This is a genomic window from Enterobacter cloacae complex sp. HYC033_NIDB (assembly GCF_056673335.1).
Genome location: NZ_CP115124.1, coordinates 101,369 through 121,524, shown reverse-complemented (window position 1 = coordinate 121,524; position 20,156 = coordinate 101,369). Strand labels below are relative to the sequence as shown.

Annotated in this window: 21 protein-coding genes; 16 read left to right on the top strand and 5 right to left on the bottom strand. The window is 50.2% G+C overall.

Annotated features, from left to right (window positions below; genetic code table 11):
- The first annotated feature begins 42 nt into the window (after window positions 1–42).
- Complete coding sequence (locus O1721_RS24200) at window positions 43–495, top strand: hypothetical protein (protein WP_000791469.1); 453 nt, start codon at window positions 43–45, stop codon at window positions 493–495.
- Between the two features lie 15 nt (window positions 496–510).
- Here the strand turns inward: O1721_RS24200 and O1721_RS24195 are convergent, their stop codons facing one another.
- Entirely contained in the window at window positions 511–1,113 is a 603-nt protein-coding gene (locus O1721_RS24195) for a hypothetical protein (protein WP_000278322.1), read from the bottom strand.
- Between the two features lie 261 nt (window positions 1,114–1,374).
- On the opposite strand from O1721_RS24195, the gene O1721_RS24190 reads away from it, so the two are divergent.
- The 11 genes from O1721_RS24190 (at window position 1,375) to O1721_RS24140 (ending at window position 15,262) form a co-directional block, all read left to right on the top strand.
- Entirely contained in the window at window positions 1,375–1,656 is a 282-nt protein-coding gene (locus O1721_RS24190; RefSeq protein ID WP_000575657.1) for a hypothetical protein, read from the top strand.
- 298 nt (window positions 1,657–1,954) lie between these two features.
- Window positions 1,955–2,491 carry a protein-tyrosine phosphatase family protein gene (locus O1721_RS24185; RefSeq protein ID WP_000949433.1) on the top strand — a complete coding sequence of 179 codons (537 nt, stop codon included), beginning with the start codon at window positions 1,955–1,957 and terminating at the stop codon, window positions 2,489–2,491.
- Between the two features lie 2 nt (window positions 2,492–2,493).
- Window positions 2,494–3,504 (top strand): tyrosine-type recombinase/integrase, encoded by a 1,011-nt coding sequence (locus O1721_RS24180; protein WP_000543934.1) that lies wholly within the window; start codon window positions 2,494–2,496, stop codon window positions 3,502–3,504.
- Between the two features lie 4 nt (window positions 3,505–3,508).
- A complete protein-coding gene (locus O1721_RS24175) occupies window positions 3,509–4,378 on the top strand; it encodes a 3'-5' exonuclease (RefSeq protein ID WP_000997323.1) in 870 nt (289 codons plus the stop codon).
- A complete protein-coding gene (locus tag O1721_RS24170) occupies window positions 4,375–4,866 on the top strand; it encodes a hypothetical protein (RefSeq protein ID WP_000139717.1) in 492 nt (163 codons plus the stop codon). The genes O1721_RS24175 and O1721_RS24170 overlap by 4 nt, the downstream gene beginning before the upstream one ends.
- Before the next feature lie 316 nt (window positions 4,867–5,182).
- Window positions 5,183–6,058: a DNA replication terminus site-binding protein gene (locus tag O1721_RS24165; RefSeq protein WP_001097010.1), complete on the top strand. Its 876-nt coding sequence runs from the start codon at window positions 5,183–5,185 to the stop codon at window positions 6,056–6,058.
- 152 nt (window positions 6,059–6,210) lie between these two features.
- The gene (locus tag O1721_RS24160; protein ID WP_000101568.1) at window positions 6,211–7,251 is read left to right on the top strand and encodes a DNA-binding protein; all 1,041 of its coding nucleotides are present in this window, start codon (window positions 6,211–6,213) and stop codon (window positions 7,249–7,251) included.
- Between the two features lie 286 nt (window positions 7,252–7,537).
- Window positions 7,538–9,049 (top strand): UvrD-helicase domain-containing protein, encoded by a 1,512-nt coding sequence (locus O1721_RS24155; RefSeq protein ID WP_000811656.1) that lies wholly within the window; start codon window positions 7,538–7,540, stop codon window positions 9,047–9,049.
- A 110-nt stretch (window positions 9,050–9,159) separates the two neighbouring features.
- Window positions 9,160–10,200: a conjugal transfer protein TraF gene (gene traF / locus O1721_RS24150; protein ID WP_001326396.1), complete on the top strand. Its 1,041-nt coding sequence runs from the start codon at window positions 9,160–9,162 to the stop codon at window positions 10,198–10,200.
- A 1-nt stretch (window position 10,201) separates the two neighbouring features.
- A complete protein-coding gene (locus O1721_RS24145; RefSeq protein WP_000256129.1) occupies window positions 10,202–11,635 on the top strand; it encodes a conjugal transfer protein TraH in 1,434 nt (477 codons plus the stop codon).
- Window positions 11,636–11,647: 12 nt separating this feature from the next.
- Entirely contained in the window at window positions 11,648–15,262 is a 3,615-nt protein-coding gene (locus tag O1721_RS24140) for a conjugal transfer protein TraG N-terminal domain-containing protein (RefSeq protein ID WP_000534551.1), read from the top strand.
- A gap of 37 nt (window positions 15,263–15,299) precedes the next feature.
- On the opposite strand, the gene O1721_RS24135 is transcribed toward O1721_RS24140, so the two are convergent.
- On the bottom strand, window positions 15,300–15,662 hold the full coding sequence (locus O1721_RS24135; RefSeq protein ID WP_000683483.1) for a hypothetical protein: 363 nt from the start codon (window positions 15,660–15,662) through the stop codon (window positions 15,300–15,302).
- 715 nt (window positions 15,663–16,377) lie between these two features.
- On the opposite strand from O1721_RS24135, the gene O1721_RS24130 reads away from it, so the two are divergent.
- From O1721_RS24130 to O1721_RS24115, 4 genes are read left to right on the top strand one after another with little or no spacing between them, the layout of a single operon-like run.
- Window positions 16,378–16,650 (top strand): helix-turn-helix domain-containing protein, encoded by a 273-nt coding sequence (locus O1721_RS24130; protein WP_000356489.1) that lies wholly within the window; start codon window positions 16,378–16,380, stop codon window positions 16,648–16,650.
- Complete coding sequence (locus O1721_RS24125; protein ID WP_000790610.1) at window positions 16,650–17,183, top strand: transglycosylase SLT domain-containing protein; 534 nt, start codon at window positions 16,650–16,652, stop codon at window positions 17,181–17,183. The genes O1721_RS24130 and O1721_RS24125 overlap by 1 nt, the downstream gene beginning before the upstream one ends.
- A gap of 10 nt (window positions 17,184–17,193) precedes the next feature.
- On the top strand, window positions 17,194–17,802 hold the full coding sequence (locus O1721_RS24120; RefSeq protein WP_000891157.1) for a hypothetical protein: 609 nt from the start codon (window positions 17,194–17,196) through the stop codon (window positions 17,800–17,802).
- Window positions 17,799–18,350, top strand: a complete 552-nt coding sequence (locus O1721_RS24115) for a FlhC family transcriptional regulator (RefSeq protein ID WP_479953918.1) — start codon at window positions 17,799–17,801, stop codon at window positions 18,348–18,350. The genes O1721_RS24120 and O1721_RS24115 overlap by 4 nt, the downstream gene beginning before the upstream one ends.
- Before the next feature lie 59 nt (window positions 18,351–18,409).
- Here O1721_RS24115 and O1721_RS24110 read toward each other — a convergent pair whose 3' ends face one another.
- Genes O1721_RS24110 through O1721_RS24100 form a run of 3 tightly spaced genes read right to left on the bottom strand, consistent with a single transcriptional unit; the run spans window position 18,410 to window position 20,124 of the window.
- Window positions 18,410–18,829, bottom strand: a complete 420-nt coding sequence (locus O1721_RS24110; RefSeq protein ID WP_000651490.1) for an H-NS family histone-like protein — start codon at window positions 18,827–18,829, stop codon at window positions 18,410–18,412.
- 1 nt (window position 18,830) lies between these two features.
- A complete protein-coding gene (locus O1721_RS24105) occupies window positions 18,831–19,124 on the bottom strand; it encodes a hypothetical protein (RefSeq protein WP_000919078.1) in 294 nt (97 codons plus the stop codon).
- A gap of 16 nt (window positions 19,125–19,140) precedes the next feature.
- A complete protein-coding gene (locus tag O1721_RS24100) occupies window positions 19,141–20,124 on the bottom strand; it encodes a ParM/StbA family protein (protein ID WP_000077457.1) in 984 nt (327 codons plus the stop codon).
- Window positions 20,125–20,156 lie beyond the last annotated feature (32 nt).

The window sequence follows — 20,156 nt, the reverse complement described above, 5'->3', positions numbered from 1 at the left end:
AATGAGTTGTAGCTCCATATTTTAAAGGGGGATTTCAGAGAAATGAAGAATAAGAAGGTAATAACTTTGATAATGGCCGCAGCCGCATCATGCTCGTCAGTCTACGCCGCGACATTACCGACCAGTGAGGTAGACGCATACATACTTGCGATGAACACCATGTCACCTATCACTGCAAAGTACACCATCCAGTACAAGCAAGCGGTTGAGCAGAAATGCAATACAGCCCTGAGCGTTGAGCAGCTCAACTCAAAGGCATTCACCAATGTTGTCCAGGCAATGGTGAGTAGTGAGACCGTCGATAGAATGGGGCTTGATGCTGCTGGTGGATCACTCCAGGATACCCTGTCTGTGATCGGCAAGAACGTCACATGCAGTGACCTGAACGCGCCATTTAAAGCACTCTTGGATGATAAGGACTTCACCAGAAAGCATCAGCACCTATCGAAGGTGCTGCATACTTGGAATGAAGTTGTTTCTCAAAGCAAACCCTGAGTAACAAAAAGGAGCCTAACTGGCTCCTTTTTTAATGGGGATGATGTTACGTTCGTGGACGTTATTTTCACTCGGGATATGTAACGTTGAAAAAGGCGTACCGACAAGAGAGTGGTCACATAGCTCTCCATAATAGATGAGCGACAAAATCTCTTGCTCGTTGATTTTTCCCACCTTAAAAAGGTAATTGATTATTGCTGTATCCAGTAGGTCGTGACACCCATTAAGCAGATCCACGATATTGGCCGCAGCTTCATTTTCCTCTCCGTCATCTCGACCGGCTAATACTGATTCAACCCAAGCCTCAAGGCTCGGATGTCCCTCAGCGAGCTCTATTTGACGGCACTCGTTCTCGATCAACCCTGTGATTGCTTCGTTGAGCGTTCCGCCATAAGTCGGCATGTTGAGAACAACTCCAAATCCGGGGATTTCTTTTTGGATTGGCTTCGCATCCTTGGGAGCTGATTTCAGCCACAGGAAAAACCAGATCCCAGAGCTTATGTCTTCCGGCTTGACCTGGTTGGCCGCAAGGAATTTGGAAACCTCGTTACAGATGATGCCATCTGGCGCTGCCATCTCGTAAATACCCGCCATCAGATCTTCAAGGCTCTTATACATATTATCTCTCGCACCTGTACATGATGTTTTCACTATCGTTGTTAAGCGTTTTTTCAGCAAGTATGTTCCAGCGAGACATCTTATACCATTCCATCTAAATCTGTAAAATTACCGTATTACCGTAATTATGATAATTACGGTAAATAAATTTAAGTTCTTCTTGCTGTTGTTCTACTTATTAAAATGTATCTTTGAAAAAGTAGAGTTTTTGGAATAGGATAGGTGGTGCTGAATGCCCACTTTTTACAAGGAGCGCGACCAGTGATTTTTGATGTAAGAGCGACCTTTGAAGTGGCACTCCAGACGGACACCCACCTGGTACTTATCGATCTGGATCAGGGAGCATCAGTTACGAACGATGCTGATGCAGTGATCGCCTGGTTGGCCGCAAACCTCGAAGGTGGAATTGGAAAACGTAAGGTGTACTACCGGGACACCGATGGACGCTTTGATGAGCTCAAGGTTAATGCCGGTGCTTTTGCCGGATTTGCACCTTGTAGCGAAGGCCAGCAGACCACCTTGGCTGGGATGCTCGGCCAGTAACTTTGTGTGGAGAACTCGATGTTAAACAAAAACAAATTTGAGAAAGTTTTAAAGAGAATCCTCGATAAGAACTTTGAGCGCTGCTCTATTTGCAGGAAACCATTCCCTGGACCGTGCCATACTTTTGCTGGTTTGGATTCGGACAATAAAGTTCAGAACGTAGGTTCTTGCTGTCGGACCAGTATTGTGGACTTGCGGCATGGAGGTGTGTATACGACCGCTCCTGTAGATACTCAAGAGGGGCAAAGTCAGGCGCATGAGCTACTCGCAACACATCCTTGTAAGGGGATGATGGGGCATGCTTAGCAAAAAAGTCTTTTTCATTAGTCAAGCGGAGGCCGAAAGACTGGAGCCGGTTCCCGGTGCGGCCATGATCTCCATAACTGACCCAGACAAGTCCCCTGCCGCTCTCGGACAGTGGGGGCAGTTGTACCGCGATAGCTTCTATGACGGCGGCTATTCTGAGAACACCATCCACACGATGAAGGCAGCGTTCCGGATGAATTACGCCTCTTACATTGACTCATCCCAGGCTGAAAAGCTGTCCACCTTCCTGGATGGATTGGTTGGTAGCGGTATCGATCAGATCTTCGTTCATTGCTATTACGGAGAATCCAGAAGTGGCGCGGTAGCGCTGTACCTCCAGAACAAACATGGATTCACTCCGAATAAGCCGATCACCAAGCCCAACCGAACAGTTTACGAATTGCTGTGCAATCCAACCAAGTTTGAACCACTGATGCAAAGCTACGAAACGCAACATATGGAGGAGGAACTACCTCTTCACCTCAAAATATGGGATTTTCTTCTCGTTGCGGTCGGGCTTAGGAGGTGACTTTGCACGACACAAACAATGACAAGGAAGAGCTAGTTTCACATGCGAAAGTAAATGTTCCGGCAGAACAAAGCATTCGCGGTGAACTGTTGCCGTCATCGAGCTCGCTCCGGAACATCCAGGACAACCCCGCCGTCGCCTATCTGGTGAGCCTCGGGTCAAAGCGAAGCAGGCAGACCATGAGCTCATTCCTCAACATTGTCGCCAAGATGATCGGGTTTCAGAACCTTCGTGACTGTGCATGGAGCTCAATGAGGCGGCACCACATATTGGCGGTGCTGGAAATGCTGGGGGATGCAGGGAAGGCTCCGGCAACGATCAACACCTACCTGTCAGCGCTCAAAGGGGTGGCTCTTGAAGCCTGGACGATGAAGCAAATTGATACGGATAGCTTCCAGCACATTAAGCAAGTCCGTTCAGTACGTGGATCTCGACTTCCTAAAGGGCGGGCACTTGAACGCCATGAGATTCGCAGCCTCTTTTTCACATGTGAAAGTGATTCAAGCGCCAAAGGGCTTCGGGATGCGGCCATTCTCGGGGTGCTCCTCGGGTGTGGCTTGCGCCGCTCGGAAATCGTTGCGCTGGACATGGGAAGCATGATCTACAAGGACCGCGCTCTCAAGGTTCTTGGCAAGGGCAACAAAGAGAGAATGGCGTATGTGCCTGGTGGCGCATGGAAAAGACTGGATAAGTGGGTTGAAGAGGTTCGAGGAACGCATGAAGGGCCTTTATTCCCGAGGATCAGGCGGTTTGATGATGTGACTGGAGAGCGGATGTCGGATCAGGCCATCTACCACATCTTGGAGACCAGAAGAGTTGAAGCCGGTCTGGAGATGTTTGCGCCCCATGACCTGCGACGCACCTTTGCCTCCTCGATGCTGGATAACGGTGAGGATATTGTGACCGTGAAGGACGCAATGGGCCACTCAAGCATTGCAACTACCCAGAAATATGACAGACGCGGCGATGAGCGTTTGAAGAGAGCGAGCCAACGCCTCGATATAGCGGATTAACAGCATGAATGATGAAGAACTCGAACTTGCCAGAGCCGAAGCCATGAAAGCCGATAGGTGCTTTTCAAAAGGACGGCTCAGGGACGAATTTCGGATGAAGCCTAAGCCAGGAGTAGAGCCAGTTTCGTTCTACAAAAACGGGTATGGTGGCCAATTTGGAGTGTACCGGATAGCAGATTGCCAACCAATGCGGAGAAGGGGTTGTTCACCGGCATCACAAAAGCAAATAAGGGCGCAATCCATCCTTTCGGTCAAGGCAAGAATGCGTAGCAACCTGGCAAAGGCCTCTGTCATGGCACAAAGGTGGGTCGCTCTGGAACCTCTGGTTCTCGATACCGAGACGACCGGACTTGGTGAAAGAGACCAGGTGATCGAGCTGGCTGTTACTGACATCAGAGGCGCGGTTCTCCTCTGCACCAGATTACGGCCAACCGTGGAAATAGACCCTCAGGCAATGGGTGTTCATGGCATCACCGAGACTGAGCTGTCGAATGAGCCTACGTGGACTCAAGTTGCGCCAGCTCTCGCCCGGCTTTTGTCGGGCCGTCATCTGGTGATATTTAACTCCAGTTTCGACAGTAGGATGTTGAGGCAAACAGCCAGTGCATTTGGAGACCAACTCTCTTGGTGGCAAGAGCAGAACTGTCTGTGCGCGATGAAGCTGGCGGCTGATGCCTTTGGCTCAACCAACCGGCACGGCACAATCTCACTTGCGGATGCCACCTGCGAGGCAGGTGTGAGCTGGAAAGGTCGAGCCCATTCAGCAGCGACCGACGCTATTGCCACCGCCGACTTGGTGACAGAGATAGCCAAAGTCCAACGTGACCTCGTGGTCCAGCTCCAGGAGCTTCAAAGCAAAGGTAATTTGGAATGACAGAACAATCCTACGGCGAAAGCCTCAAATTTTTCTCAGACTGGCAGAAGGACCCCGCGAAACGCACCGGCCTGAATGTGCAACACACGCTAACCAGAGGTGAATATCCTACGGTCAGCATCGAGATTGCGCCGATCAGGGCATCGGGGTCCAGCCCAGACTGGAAAAGCAAGATCACGGTGCAGCTCACTCGCGGCGAACTGACGGCGTTTTGCAGCGTTCTCTTTGGTTTGCGTAGCAAGGCTGAGGGTTCCTATCACGGCGACGCGAAGAATAAGAGCTTTGCGGTTTACAACAACGGCAAGGCCGGTGTTGCGATCATCCTTAGTGAGCGAGGAAACCAGCTCCAGAATTTCATCAATGATGACGACCGAATGGAGCTCGCAGTCTTCGCAGTTCGCCAGCTTTCCAACGCATGGAAAGTTACCCCTTCTGATGCCATCGCGCTGCTACGCCAATCAGCGTGGATGGACCGAAATTTGTCCTAATCGAGCAAATCTAGGCACCCTAAAAGTCGTCCTATAACCACAAAGTTAGACCATCATGCAAAGTGGGGTATAGAGGGTGCCAGCCCCACCCCAGCAGTCCCCCTCAGCCACATTTCTGGCTTGCCCCGCGCTTTTCTTCTTTCTCTCTTTTTCTCTCTCTTTCTCAATCTAATCTCACACACGAAGGTCAAACAGGGCACCCGCCGACGCGAAGCGGAGGCGTATTCTTGCCCCTCCCCCTCATTGCATGATGGTCTAAATCTGTCTACTATGTAACCAATGAACTGTTAGAACAAACCCACACATAGGCGGCAGCATGGCTAAAAACTTCATATCAGAACAATTCTCGGCCATGTGCCGCGACTTAACGAACCTGTCCTCTCTTATCAAACGACTACCGCCACGGTACGCAAAAGTTGCGGCCATCCCTCCTACCGGAAAAGGAATGGAGAACGAGCCCGTCAACAAGATTGTCGTAACTGAACAAACTGGGCGCGAAGCTCTTGAGCTGGCAGCGCACAGCTACAGAGATCTTCACATCAACCCAGACTATTCGCAGAAGTCTGCCAGGCGCACCGTGGGGGTACTCTGGTTCTCCCCTTCCAGGATTGGTGTAGCTGACGAAATTGCGGCGACGGTTGAACGCATCAACGCGGCCAAAGCTGGTATCGAGGAGTTCATTATCTCGACGTACCCCACCAGGCAAGAGAGGTTTGAAGCACTTCGAGCGGACTGCCCTGGTGTCATGACTCTCCACCTTTACAGACAAATTCGGTGCTATACCAATGGCGACATCGACTCTATCCGCTTCACCTGGCAACGGAAGGACTCCTTGAAGAAGCCCGTAAAAGAGGAGCTTTTGCAACGCATCAGAGAGGAGCTGGAGCGATCTGGGCCAGACTATCAACTTCCCCTGGAGCAGCTTATCCAGAAGATCGCCAGCACCCCGGAGCCTTATCTCCGGGAGCGAAGGGAAGTAAAGGTTCAACCGGTGGCAAACGTCATGGCCGCAGGGGTACTCAAAACCGTTACCGCGCCAATGCCCCTGATCGTGCTCCAGGATAAGGATGTTCAGCTCAAATTGCTTCGTAACTTTGACGCCTCAGAACAACGCAAAACTCGATCTGATAAAGCGGCATCGGAAATCCTTGGCACCTTCGGTGGAGTCACTATCGAATCCTTCCCTGGATGAATCAGCGTGACCGCGTAACAAGGCTTTTCCGCAGCCGGAAGGGCTTTGTCCCACACAAACAATTCCAATCGACAGCAGCATGATATATAATTATGATAATTACCGTATTATCGTAATTATCGTAAACATTACAAATTAAAAGGAACGTTCTCATGGCAAGAAAATTGGTTGAGTTTGACGATGTAGCGGCTGCGGCCCAAAAGCTCAAGGACGCCGGTAAACGCCCAACGGTCATCGCTATCAGAGACATCATTGGCAAGGGGAGCTTTACCACCATTTCAACGTATCTCAAACAGTGGTCAGAGGAACACTCCCTCGATGAAGAGCTGGTAGAGGTAGTCCTTCCAGAATCGGTTATGAGCGATGCTGAGCTCTTCCTACAGAAGATCTATACGGTAGCCAAAGCAAGCGCCGATGAACAGCTTGAGCGCGAGCGTGAACTGCTACGACAGAAAGAAATTGAGTACCAGGAAGATATGCAGCAAGCCGTGGACATGGCAAATGATGCCACCGAACGGGCTGAGCTACTGGAAGAACAACTTGAAGCTCTCACCAACAAAAAATCAGAGCTCGATGCGGCCCTTGGTAAGGCAGAAAACTCGCTATCCCTCAAGTCTGCGGAGCTAGAACGCTCACTGGCTGACATTGATAAGCTGGAAAAGCGGATCGTTGAGTTGGAGGGCAAGCTGGAGGCGAAAGCCGCAGATCTGACCCGAGCACAGGATCACCTGGAGCAAGCTAAAAGCGAAAATCGCTCTTTGAGCCAAAAATTGGCAACTACAGAGGGTGAGTTGGAGGAGCAAAAAGGCAAGAGTATAGAGCAGACAGAAAAGCTCCGGGCCGCTCAGGAACAAAAAACATCGTTGAAAGAGCAGCTCGAAAATGTACAGGCCAAACTGGCCCAATCACAGGACTCCCTTGCCACAGCCAAAGCTCATGGCGAATCCGCTGAACGAGAGTGCCAGCGCCTATCTGGAGAGGTAGAAAAGCTGGACGCCAAATTATCCAGCGCCGAAGCAGAAGCTCGCGCTCTTGTTCAAGACAAAGGCATGATGGCTGGTCAGTTGCAGGAAAAAGACCAGCAGGCCAAGAGCCTCGAACAAAGACTCAATGATGCACTGACCAAAATTTCTGGGTTGGAGCAAGAGCTCGCTAAAGCTGGTAAGGGAGGGAAAAAGAAAGAGGAAAACTGATGGCGCGAAAGGCTAAATATTCAGAAGAGTGGCGACACAGAGCTGCGGCTCTTCAAACCAAGATTGAGGAGGCTATGACACTAGCCACCTCATCTATTGGCGACTATCGCTGGTTACACCGTCTCCATAGTTGGGTTACGGAGGTGGCTCAAGGTAAAGCCCCAGACTGGTGGACAGATCTGGATTGTGAAGTATCCCTCCCCCGAGAAGAAAAGCGGATCAGTACGTTCCTCTCGACACAAAAGAAGCGCATCACTCTCCAGATGTGTTTGTCGTAGGGGGCCTCATGAAACAACTTCCTCCTGACACACCAGAACAATCACTGATCACTCAGTACAAAGGGCCTCGCCTTGTCGTTAAGGCCTACGCTGGAACGGGTAAAACCACGACACTGGTGAAGTACGCCCACAACAACCTCGATTCACGTATCCTCTACTTGGCATACAACAGGGCTATCCGCGACGAGGCAAGAGAAAAGTTTCCTGCAAACGTAGACTGCAAAACGTCCCACCAGCTTGCCTACGCCACTATAGGAAGGGGCTACCAGCACAAACTCTCCGGCAACCTAAGGCTCACCGATATTGCCCAAGCGGTGAATACCAAGAACTGGACGTTTGCCAAAGATATTCTCGATACGCTCAACGCCTTTATGTGTAGTGCAGACATGCGGATTCTTTATACGCATTTTGCTCGCGCCGATACGGGTAAAGTGCTTACGTCCAAACAGGAGAGATACCAAATCCAGGTGGTCGAAGGTGCTGAGCTCATATGGAAACGGATGACAAACGTTCAAGATCCGTTCCCGACCGTACACGATTGCTACCTCAAACAGTATCAGCTCGGGATGCCGAATCTGTCTCGCCGGTACACCACCATTCTTTTTGATGAGGCACAAGACGCTAACCCCGTAACAAGTAGCATCGTCCTACAGCAGAACTGCAAGGTAATCCTGGTTGGAGATCGCCACCAGCAGATCTATAGGTTCAGAGGCGCAAACAACGCCCTTGATAGCAAAGAGCTCATGAACGCCGACCAACTCTATCTCACTCATAGCTTCCGCTTTGGCCCCAACGTTTCGCTGGTGGCAAACGCCCTTCTTGAACTCAAAGGTGAAACACGACCTGTTGTTGGCCGGGGACCAGCAGATCAGGTACTCATGTTTTTACCAGGTGACGTGGGCCACCGCGCAATACTTCACCGAACCGTCATGGGGGTTATAGAGACGGCGCTCTCTGCGACCGAATCCGGAGCGCAGGTATTCTGGGTCGGTGGAATCGACGCTTACCAGATCAATGAGCTCCAGGATTTGTACTGGTTTTCGATGGCAGAGCCAGACCGGGTAAAGAATAAGAAACTGCTTGATGAGTATGAAGACTACTTCGAGTATCAAGAAGTAGCGAAGGCGACCAAAGACCCTGAGATGATGAGGGCTGTCAAGATCATCAACAGCTACGATGAAATCCCTGAACGACTCACCACTCTACGACGCAATACAGTCAAAGAAGAGTTTGGGGCTGACATTACGGTCTCAACAGCTCATCGGTGCAAAGGGTTGGAGTGGGACTTTGTTCAGCTCTATGACGACTTTCCGGATGTCCTGGACCCAGAGCTCGACCCAATGGCCCGTGACGATGAAATAAACCTGCTCTACGTTGCATCCACCAGAGCGATGCGAATCCTTGCGTTGAACAGCGCTGTCGAGATGGTTATCCGCTACATCACCCAAAAACGCATGGTCGAGAAGCAGATGAAGATGGCCGCAGAAGCGACAGAAGTTGAAGAGGACACGACCAAATAGTTTGGTCAATTCTTTCACATGTGAAAGTTGACAAATAAAACGCTCTAAGCGCCCTAAATGGGCGCTTACACCTGCCTAATTTCACGCCTCCCACCTCTACCATATCGAGCATGGGAAAATACGTGCGTGAGACTATGAAAAAATCACCTTTGAATTTACTGCTCCTTGCAGCGCTCACGCTGGGGGCATCACACCAGGCTTGGGCTCAAGATGGCACAAGACCTGGTTTTTATGAGCGAAAGGAAGAGGGTTGGTTCTGGTACAAGGAAGAGCCCAAAGAACCAGAGAAAAAACCCGAAAAGCCCAAACCAAAGCCTGTGGCAGAAGCGAAGCCTACACAGCCTAAGCCTGCTGCTCCGCTTCCGAGCGGCCCAGAAATGTTCTCAGCGGAATGGTTCCGGGAAAACTTACCCAAGTACAAAGACCTTGCTTGGAACAATCCTACCGTTGAAAACGTCAGGACGTTTCTCTACTTGCAACGATTTGCGATAGATCGCTCTGAACAATTTTCCGATGCTACAGAGCTGGCGGTCGTAGGTGATCCTTTCTTGGATGAAATTACTCGACGTCCTGCTGCCACGTTTGCCTCACAACAAGTTGATCGTGACGCTGGTAACGCCAAAAACATGCTACTCAAAAGCGTAGCCGAACGCGTAGGGATATTCTTCTTCTACAAGTCCGACGATGACTACAGTGACTTGCAAGCACCGCTCATCAAGATGTTGGAACAAGGAGAAGGATTCTCGATCATTCCTGTATCTATGGACGGCAAACCACTCCCCAGTGGGCTTTTCCCCCATTACAAAACCGATGAAGGCCATGCCAAACAACTTGGTATCGTAACTTTCCCTGCTGTTTACCTCGCATCTCCAGACGGTCAGTTCGCTCCTATAGGACAAGGGCCAATGTCTCTTCCTGAGCTGAATCACAGGATTTTGGTCGCAGCAAAACGCAATGGTTGGGTCACAGACGAAGAGTTTAACCGTACACGTCCGGTACTCAACCTAGAAAACAACATAGCCGAACGCTTGGCCTCACCAGAGCTGGGCTCTGACCTCAAACAACTATCTCAAGCGAGCGGCGATAAAGACAACTTTGTGCCACCGGAACAACTCATGAAGTACATCCGGGACAAATTACAGGAGAACTAAGATGGTCACGCACAAGACATTAAAAAGGAGCCTGCTTGCCCTGAGTGTGGCGGCCAGTCTCGTCATGGCACCGACAGGGGCGATAGCCGCTAACGGCCTCCAATCACAGATGGACAAACTCTTCAATGAAATGAGCAACACAACACCACCTGGGGTTTATGAAAGCCAACGACGTGGCGTTTTAGCTGGTGGCCGGTTCACTGCAAAGACACGAATCTTCGACGAGAACCTGGTGAGCTTTGCCCCTCCATCATGGAAAGCTGGTTGCGGTGGTGTAGATCTGTTCGGCGGTTCGCTTTCCTTCATTAACGCGGATCAAATTGTCCAACTCCTTCGGGCTGTAGCAGCCAACGCCAAGGGCTATGCCTTCCAGCTTGCGCTCGATAACGTTTTCCCGGACGGAGCGAAGTGGATAGAGAACTTCCAGAAGAAAGTGCAAGCGCTCAACCAACATCTGGGCAACTCCTGCCAGCTCGCTCAAGGTTTCGTGAACGACCTAACCAGCGGCATGGACCTTAAACACAAAACTGATGCTTCTATAACCGCGACAACTTCCGGCCTGTATGAAGACTTCTTCGGGTCCAAGCAGGAAACCAGCGGCAAGAGTCCTCTGGAAGAACTGAAAGCCAACAAACCTGACGAATACAACAAGATGATTGGCAACATCGTCTGGAAGCAACTCAAGAGCAACAACGCCAACACCTGGTTCCAGTACGGGGATAACACCCTTCTTGAAGCGATCATGTCTTTAACCGGCACAGTCATCATTGGTGATCTGGTAAACGACCCGAACTCAACCGGCACTGGTGCGAAAACAACCCCTCTGACGACCCTACCAGGTAACAAGATCACCTTGTCAGACCTGATTTCAGGCGGTTCTGTTGAGATCTATTCCTGTGATTCTGATACGACCAACTGCCTGAGTGCTGGCTCCAGCAATAAAACTGTCGTGCTCAAAGGTATCAAGAACCAGATCACCGATATGCTGTTAGGAACAAGCTCTACACCTGGTGTGATCTACAAATACGCAACGAACTCTGGAACCTTAACCGACCCAGAAAAGGCCTTTGTTTCTAACCTCCCCGGAGGGATTGGCACCATTGTTCGTAACTTGTCTGTCCTTTCACAGGACGGCGCTAACCTGTTCGCAACAGAGTCATCAGGAGCGATAGCCCTGACCATGATGTATAGCTTCTCGGAAGAGTTCTTCCGCGCAGCTCGCATTGCGATGGCTAACAGCAAATCACCCTACAAGAAAGAGGCACTAGAGCTTCTCGCGCAATCGCAACAGCAAATCCGTGCTGAATACACAATCCTGTCCTCTCAATACGGCGATCTGGCAAGCCAAATTGAGAAATACAACAACCTACTGGACAACATCCGCAAGCAAAAATACATGCTGGCAACTTTGTCCAATCCTCCTAGCACGAACTAAGGAGCTATTGGAATGGGATCTTTTTCAATCCACTCTATCGGTGACTCTGCTTTTCTGGAGCAAATCCTGATTGCAGTATCAATGATCACCGGCACCGGGGATTTCGAGAAGATGGTCAGTATTGGCCTGCTTCTTGGGGTCTTGATGATCTGTATTCAGTCCGTCTTTCAGGGCGCAAAGCAAATCAACCTCCAGCAAGTGCTGGTAGGTTGGATTCTATATGCCTGTTTCTTCGGCCCAACCACAACTGTGACTATCGAGGACGCTTATACAGGGCAGGTTCGAGTCGTCGCCAATGTCCCTATTGGGGTAGGCTTTGCTGGAGGTGTCATATCCAACGTGGGATACACCATCACCAATTTGTTTGAAACTGGATATGGGGTAATCGTACCCAATGTCACGGAAAGCCACTTTTCCGAAACACTGAAACTGTTGAATGACGTCAGACGGCGAGCCTATGACACAGGAGTTTTTACTGCGCTTAACTCAGCAAATGGAGGCGGCTATGTTGACGTGAGGCGTTCCTGGAACAATTACATTCGGGAATGCACGTTAACCAAAGTCGATCTCAACCTAATGTCCCTTGATGAGTTGATGAACCGTTCAACTGACTCAGCTTTGCGATTCAACTCACAGCTCTACGGAACTAGGTTGTATTTGTCTACAGCAAACCCTGACGGCGCTGACTACACATGTACTGACGGATGGGTGGCTATTAGCACTGCAACCGCCAACCTAAGCAGCCCGGTTGTTGTTGATGCTCTTAACAGCCTACTGGGTATTGACACGTCAACTGGAGACAACGCTCTAACGAAGCTGACCGATTCGCTTCAAGCGATGGGTGCCACAACTACGTCATCAATCGACTATCTGAAAGCCGCCGTTCTGGAGCCCCTCTATTATGAAGCCGCAGCAGGACGTTATCAGGACCTCCAGGATTATGGCTCTGCATTGATGGTCAACCAGGCTATTCAGCAACGGAACACACAGTGGGCCGCAGAGCAGTCGATGTTCATGACCGTCGTCCGACCAATGCTGACGTTCTTTGAAGGCTTTATTTATGCTATAACCCCGATCATTGCTTTTATTATCGTGATGGGCAGCTTCGGCCTCCAGTTAGCCGGGAAATATGTACAAACCATCCTCTGGATTCAGCTATGGATGCCAGTCCTCTCAATTATAAACCTGTTTGTTCATACCGCCGCGTCAAATGAGATGTCTAGCCTCAGTGCTGGTGGTCTCAACTCCATGTACGCTCTTTCCTCAACTGGAGATGTTCTGCAACACTGGATTGCAACCGGCGGCATGTTGGCTGCGGCCACTCCGGTGATTTCCCTGTTTATCGTCACAGGTAGCACCTACGCCTTCACCAGCTTGGCATCGAGAATAAGTGGTTCTGACCACGTTGACGAAAAGATGCAAACGCCAGATCTACTCAAGCAAGGTCCGGTTATGCAAAGTCAGCCAGCGTACAATCACAACCAGTTCAGTGGTGCGATTGCAAACGGCGCAGAAAGCATGATCAGTACCTTCTCGCTTGGCTCCACCTTAGCATCAGGCGTGAGCTCCGCACAGGCATTACAAAGTCAGAAATCGGAGGCTTTCCAAAGCACTCTTGGTCGAGGTTTTTCTGATGGAGTAAGTCAGGATCAAGCCTATTCAAGACTCTCCAATGTCGGGCGCAACGTTTCGTCGCAAAACACAGCTCAAAGCCAATTGATCAACCAGCAAGCCAAGAACTTCATGGATAAGTTCCAGGTGGATGATAGCCACTCTGATGCTGTCAAAGGTGCTTTTGCCATGCAGGCTATGGGCACACTCGATGTTGACGAAGCTGCGTCCATGCTTATGCCTATGGTTGGCAAGGCCAGGGCAGCAATGAAGGCCGCTGCTGGTGTGAAATCAAACAGTACAGCCCTAGTTCCTGCTGGTGGTAATGGCGAATCAGGCGGCGGCAGTGATGTCCTGGACATCAAAGCGCAAGCGAAGGGAGCAACAGAGTCATCAACTCAAGACTCTTCAAGCTGGTCAGCGAGTGATGTGTCCCAGTTCATGAAGGGTGTGAGCTATTCGCAAACCGATAGCCAGGCGTTGACAAATCAATTAGCGCAGGGTTTCAGCCGTTCTGGAAGCGAGTCATTCAAGCAAACCTGGGGCGATAGCTTATCCCAGAACCTATCCAAGTCCGCTTCGGAACTGGTGTCTGCATCGGACACCTTCACAACAATGAGTCAGCTCCAAAACCAAATGGGCTCCATGACTAATACCGACTTTAAAACTCTCGGTGGTGCAGTAGCACAAACCCCTGCGGCCATGAACCAACTGAATGACTATTTCCGAAATGCCGCGCCGCAATCGGTTAAAGACGAGGCGGCTTCACTACAGCAAAGATACCAAGCCTACGGAATGTCTCCTCAAGTGGCCCAGGCAGCAGCGCGAATGACAGCAATGACCAACTCCAAAAATTACGAACAGGGTAAGGAGCTTGGCGGGTATCAAGCCGCACTACAGGCGATCAATACCGCGTCCGGTCGCAACGGAGCATTTAGTGGTGATGCTTACGGAAATAACGGCATTGAAGGCCCGAATGTTCAAGGCCTACCAGGTCAGGTTCAAGGGGCTGTAGGCAGTGGACCTAACATCCCAACCGGATTCCGGGAGAATGTGGCTGGGATGGCTGGAACTAATCCGGCATCAGAAGCTGGGCAGTTACCAACGAATAGCCCCCTTGTTCAAAATGAACATGCAGCCGGTACGTCAGCTCTTCATAACCAAGCACAGCAAACAGAGCGAAATGTATCTGCTCCTGAACTGAAAAAAGCCCAAGATAACCTTATGAACTCGCTTCCGGAAATGTCTTGGAGCGCTTCGGCGTGGGGAGCGTGGGACAACTCCAGTGATTGGATGGGCCGCAGAGCTGAACAAGCAGGTGGAGCTCTCATTGCTGGTGGTCAAGCTGGCGCTGATGCGTTCTCAAGAGCGATGGATCAAATGAGAACGATGACACCTGAACAACGCGACCAATTCATCGCGGCCACTCAACGCGGCGACCAGGCCGTGCAAGAGGAGTTTGGCTGGGCCGGTGATGCGATGGTCGGTATGGCTAAACTTGGCCGCAACGTCATGGGAGCTGCTGCAAGCGGCTATGATGCAGCGAAGGAGTGGTTAACTGGTAAATCTGATCTATCGGAAGCCGCTAAAGGGATGAGCATTGAGGAACGCGGCGCGTTCTATGCAGCAGCGCTATCCTCTGCCGCAGAAGCTGGTGGTGGAGCCGCGCAGCAGTTTATGAACCAGTACGGTGATGAGTTCAAAGAAACGATGCAGTCTATCGCTCAAAGCCGTTATGGGCTGACTGAATCCCAAGCCGCTGTTTATGCCGAATCGTTTGACACAAACGAAGGTCGCATGAACCAGGCTGTTCAGAATCTGAAAATGGAGTATGCAGAACGTAACCCGGATGGCTCACCGATGATGCAAGGAGGTCAGCCTGTTCTTTCTCAGCAAAACGAAGAGTTTACGGACAAGCTGGTAAACGTATTGCAGAACTCGACGGAAGCTGGAGACCGTTCAGGTAGCTATTTGACTGCCGTCAGGGGGTACAACATAGCAAATCAAAGGTTCTAAAAGACCAACCAAATAATAAGGGGGCCAGCAGGCCCCCTTATTCGTCTCCAGCTCCAATATGGAAGCGCTGGTCAAAATCATAGGAATCTTGAAACCCACCAGTTTGTTTTTTTCTGCGCCGGGTAGGTGGTGCCTCTTTATATGCTGACCGCGCAACGCGGATAAAGCACGTTAGTCCAAACAGAGCCCCGACAACCAAAGCAACTTGCCACTGGAAGTAAGCGATCCCTCCCCAAAAGATAACAGCAGCCCAAAGGCTTTTGTGAACCAGAAATAGGAAACGAGCACCCCAAACGCCGAAGGGAGCCAGCGCCACACCAAGTCCCCAAGGTGTGTCAGCCATCATGGCTATTCCCAGAAGCACCATTCCCAGCAGAAGAATATTGACCACATGTTTCATATCAACCCCCTTACTCTTTACCTCCAGTTTACCACGGCATCAAAAAATGCAACTGTGAAAATTTGACTATTTTTTGCTAAACAACCATTCCATTGGCAACTTCTTCGATTAGAATTTGCCCTCAAACTTTCACATGTGAAAGTTTGCCCTTACGGAACAAGGCGTTTATTGACAAAGCATTACATAGTTGAACATGTCAAACAAATCGCATACACTATGGAATAGGCCATTGCTAACGCTTTGGTCCCCATCTGCAACACCGCAGAGTTCTCTTTCTCAAATATCTCTTTCTGTAAACACCATCATCCTTGTGTGGTCGGGATGCGCCTTTGCCTTCCCTGCCCTCCTCAGCTCCTGCTGTATTCGCAATTTCAGCCCTCGCTGTATCCCTAAAATCACTTATACCTAAACGCTATTTAATATCACAAAATACCGCACTCCCCGTGCGCTATTTCCGCCATTCTTTTGGCGCACTTTCCATTGCTATCGCAAAAATATCCGTATCCCATTGATTACTAAAAGTATTGTAACTTTGTTCCGTCGGTACAAAGTTAAGTGTATGTTTTTAAAGGTTTTTTATTGTTGACAGCATCATTATTTGGGCTTATAAAGGCGCAAAATGTGTCAGTTTGTGACAATAGAAGAACTCTAAAAGCGTTCATCGAATAACGCACTTTTTGTATGGCTAACAACGCAGTTTAAAGGGTGGCAAACAATGGATAAATGCCAATTGATAGACATCCCAAGCGACCCAGAGAAGAAACGTGAGTGGATCAAGTACAAACTCAAGATCCAGGGGCTTTCTCTGGCCGCATTGGGCAGAAAACACAAAACATCTCGGCAGGTGGTGTCTACGGCACTCTATAAGCCCAGTCCACGCTGGGAACATGAGATAGCTACAGCTTTGGGTGTGAAGCCGTCTGAGATTTGGCCGGAGCGGTACGACGAAGAACACGAAATACCCCTCAGACATAAGGAGGCAAGCTGATGAAGAACAAAGCCAAGGCGCTAGTTCTGTCTGCGGCTCTCCTTTCATCAACAGCGAATGCTATTGACCTGAGCGGAACCATCTTCGACAAAGCAGCGAAAGCATATAACCTCGACCCTCTTCTAGTGTATTCGGTCGCATTGGCCGAATCTGCATCAGGGAGAGGTAATGGCTCTATAAGTCCTTGGCCTTGGACGCTTCGCGTTCCTGGGCTTCCTTTCTATGCTAAGTCGGAAGATCAGGCAAAGGCTAAGCTCGCTGAGTTTCAGCAGCAGTACGGTCGTGCCATTGATGTCGGGTTTATGCAAGTGAGCATCCGGTGGAATGGTCATAGAGTTTCTTCTCCAGCAGATCTTCTCGACCCAGAGACCAACGTCATGGTTGGGGCAGAGGTGCTATCAGAAGCCATTCAGTCATCTCCAAATGACTTGGAGCTTGGCGTTGGCCGCTATCACGCCTGGGAAGACGAAATCCGAGCCAGAAACTATGGTAGCCGAGTCTTGGCTATCTATCGCAACCTTCGTGATTTGTGAGGGGGGCGGAATGTTGGAACTGGATATTATTGGTGCGTGGGATGCAAGAGCCGTCAACCTCGATCAAGAAGAAGCTGATAGAAACGTCTACGAGTTCGATCTGACATTGTGGAACCTGCTATCCACTCTGGCAAAAGAACGTCCAGATGATGCGGCCTCACAATTTTCTTTGGGCATGGACACCGTTCAAAAGCTGTCACTGGCAACACCTTCCCAATTGGAAGCTCTGGCCTCTGGCGTGTTGATCTCTTTCAAACTCGAAACAGCAGAGCAGAACATCATCACGCGACTCTCTGGCGACTACGACCCTGTAGTTTTTATCAACCATAGTGTTGATGAATTTGATGCTGCCTACTGGTTGCTATTTAACCGCGTCGCATCGAGAGACCCGGAGATGGCAAAGGAAGTTTTCGGGGTTTCGAGAGAGCTTGCGGAGCTGGTGGCTAAGGCAACAGACAGCCAGTTGCGCCACATGTCTGGAACAACGGTTACGCATTTTACGCTTCGTTTTGCTCCGAGCATCATTGAAGAAATTCTCGATGACAGCCGGGAAGAGTTAACACACCCGGTATTGAAAAAACTGCAACAGTCTCTACAGGGACGTGGGAGGTGGAGATGAACATTGGCAACTCTGGTACATTGGGTCGCTGGGTTACAGCTCGACACATGGCCCTTGCTGGGTACATCACAAAAATCATCATGATCGAGACTGGCCTGACCTACAAACAGGTCAGACGGCTTTACCAGGATCTGGAGAGGGACGGATATACTCTGGAACGAAAATCCAGAACTTTCCAGGGTGGTGCGACACTGATTCATAGTCACACATCCAAGATACAGGCCTCTCTTCTAATGCAGCTCTACTTCAACATTGGTGGAGAAGCCGTGTTGCGGTCTGTGAACATCAAAGCCTTGAACAAGGCATTTAGAATGTATCACGCAATCCGCAAAGAAGTGCCCGGAATGAAAGGTGCTCGGTGGGCTCCGTTTGATATTACTGATGCCTGGTGTCTTGCTTCGGAGCTGAGAAGTGGGGACGCAATGCTGGAGGTGTGCGACAACTGCAAGTGTACGTACTTCACCTCTGTTAATCAAAGAACCTGCGTTGAATGTCCGTTCTGCAAAGAACAAGGAAGGCATGGTGGTGGGGAGAAAGAGTGTGCTTGAGTAGACTATGACATTTCGGACCAGAAGATGAGCGCCCAAACTTTGCGGCGCTCATTTTTTTACTTCTTCTGTGGGATACGGTAGCGCTCCAGCTCGACAGCTCCCAACCCCTTGAAAGCATCCGGGCGACGTCCTTGCCCACTCCACGAAACTCCGTCTTTTGAATATTTAGCATTATCAGGTTCTGATCTGCTCGTGAACATTTCGTTGAGCAAGCCGATGTCCACACCGCAGGATTCCATGTCGCTCATTATTCGCTCAGCCTGAGCTCGCTTTTCTTTTTCTTCTTCTTCTCGCTTTTTGTACTCTTCCTCCAGTTCATTGAGAACGCCCTTCATTCTGTCAATGATCTCCCGAACTTCATCTAACGGGAGTCCTCGCAACAGGGTGCGAATGCGGCTTTTACGCTTTAACTCTGCGATTATTAACTCTCTACGTTCAGCCGCTGATAGCGTAGAGAACTCCTCGTGGTCTTTCATGTCATACGGAGCCCATCAGTTTTCCTTTAAGTGAATCACGTTGAGAGTTCAGTTTTGCGTCAGTCTGCACTGGCGAATTTTGATGCTGTGCAGGTTGACTCTCTGAACTCTGTTGCTCAAAAGACCCAATGTTGCCAGAAAATCGAAGAGAATAAAGACCCAATAGAGCAAGGGCGCGGAGCCGATCACTACGCGCCTTATGCTGCATCTGGGACAGTTCACGATAGAGCTCCGGAAAGGCTTGCTCCGATATGTTCAGATTAGATATTTTTCCATCCCATTTGCTACCAGCCACAACGACCTCCTATCTATCAGCCGCAGAACCAGAAGCCCCTGGCATTGGATGCCACGGATTCGTTGGGCAGTACGATCCTGCTCTTAGGGAAAAGCTCCTTGGCCGCATCTTGGTAAGCCTCGGCACCGCCGCCAGCCAGCAGAACTACGTCAGCATCCATCCCGTCCTCACGCATTGACTTCCGCATAGGGATCAAGGCGTTTTGAGCGACTTTGGTTGAGGCTTTCTTGAAGTAGTCTTTGATCGATACCTTTTCACCGTAGAGGAAGATTTCGGCCTTACCGGCACGAATAGCTTTCTCGATCTTTTCGATGCCAGGGGCACCGCCGTGGTCTTCCTGAATTAGCCGGTCCGTTTCCTGTAGCAACACCGACATCGCCTTGAGGCTGGTGCCAGATGAGTGATAGCGGACCTCTCCCTCTTCAAGAGCTACCCAGTCTACAGAAAAGAACCCAGGGTCAATTACAACGGTTTTTCCTCCCTGGATAATCTCCAGGAGGTCTTCATCTTTGGTTGAACTTACAACATCCATGTAAGCACCGGCAGGTTGAGGTACAACCACGACAGACTTAACCGCTACCGATCGTTTTGGCGTGATCTGGTGTTCGCCCTCAAGCCGAGCTTTCAACGCCTCTCTGCGCTCTACGTCCATGTACTGACTAACAGGCAGGCCAGTCACCAGCACATCGATCTCCTTCTGCTCGGACATCAGGAGTGCAGCGTAGAAAAGAGCCTTGTATGGATTGGTCGAAGGATAGTCGCCGTGAAGCTCACGCTCCCATCCTTGCAATCGGTCAGGCTCGACGCCTGCAACCCATTTCTCTCCATCAATCACAACCTGAATGCAGGTCCCTGCACCGCCAGTTAACTGTTGTGGCATCAGTTCCAATGGACCTGCCCCCACCGGCATGACGACTGTGCGAGCTTCCTCACCTTTATACCCCATTGCCATTTTCAGGTTGGAGTAACCAATATCCAAACCCAGAACAAATTGACTCATGAAATCCTCCAAAGATTGCTTTTAGATTGCTT

Coding starts and splice junctions, on each gene's coding strand:
- O1721_RS24200 (WP_000791469.1), top strand. CDS start 43: ATGAAGAATAAGAAGGTAATAACTTTGATAATGGCCGCAGCCGCATCA.
- O1721_RS24125 (WP_000790610.1), top strand. CDS start 16,650: ATGAAGAACAAAGCCAAGGCGCTAGTTCTGTCTGCGGCTCTCCTTTCA.
- O1721_RS24155 (WP_000811656.1), top strand. CDS start 7,538: ATGAAACAACTTCCTCCTGACACACCAGAACAATCACTGATCACTCAG.
- O1721_RS24145 (WP_000256129.1), top strand. CDS start 10,202: ATGGTCACGCACAAGACATTAAAAAGGAGCCTGCTTGCCCTGAGTGTG.
- O1721_RS24115 (WP_479953918.1), top strand. CDS start 17,799: ATGAACATTGGCAACTCTGGTACATTGGGTCGCTGGGTTACAGCTCGA.
- O1721_RS24160 (WP_000101568.1), top strand. CDS start 6,211: ATGGCAAGAAAATTGGTTGAGTTTGACGATGTAGCGGCTGCGGCCCAA.
- O1721_RS24120 (WP_000891157.1), top strand. CDS start 17,194: ATGTTGGAACTGGATATTATTGGTGCGTGGGATGCAAGAGCCGTCAAC.
- O1721_RS24170 (WP_000139717.1), top strand. CDS start 4,375: ATGACAGAACAATCCTACGGCGAAAGCCTCAAATTTTTCTCAGACTGG.
- O1721_RS24110 (WP_000651490.1), bottom strand. CDS start 18,829: ATGAAAGACCACGAGGAGTTCTCTACGCTATCAGCGGCTGAACGTAGA.
- O1721_RS24135 (WP_000683483.1), bottom strand. CDS start 15,662: ATGAAACATGTGGTCAATATTCTTCTGCTGGGAATGGTGCTTCTGGGA.
- O1721_RS24130 (WP_000356489.1), top strand. CDS start 16,378: ATGGATAAATGCCAATTGATAGACATCCCAAGCGACCCAGAGAAGAAA.
- O1721_RS24195 (WP_000278322.1), bottom strand. CDS start 1,113: ATGTATAAGAGCCTTGAAGATCTGATGGCGGGTATTTACGAGATGGCA.
- O1721_RS24185 (WP_000949433.1), top strand. CDS start 1,955: ATGCTTAGCAAAAAAGTCTTTTTCATTAGTCAAGCGGAGGCCGAAAGA.
- O1721_RS24175 (WP_000997323.1), top strand. CDS start 3,509: ATGAATGATGAAGAACTCGAACTTGCCAGAGCCGAAGCCATGAAAGCC.
- traF (WP_001326396.1), top strand. CDS start 9,160: ATGGGAAAATACGTGCGTGAGACTATGAAAAAATCACCTTTGAATTTA.
- O1721_RS24100 (WP_000077457.1), bottom strand. CDS start 20,124: ATGAGTCAATTTGTTCTGGGTTTGGATATTGGTTACTCCAACCTGAAA.
- O1721_RS24140 (WP_000534551.1), top strand. CDS start 11,648: ATGGGATCTTTTTCAATCCACTCTATCGGTGACTCTGCTTTTCTGGAG.
- O1721_RS24165 (WP_001097010.1), top strand. CDS start 5,183: ATGGCTAAAAACTTCATATCAGAACAATTCTCGGCCATGTGCCGCGAC.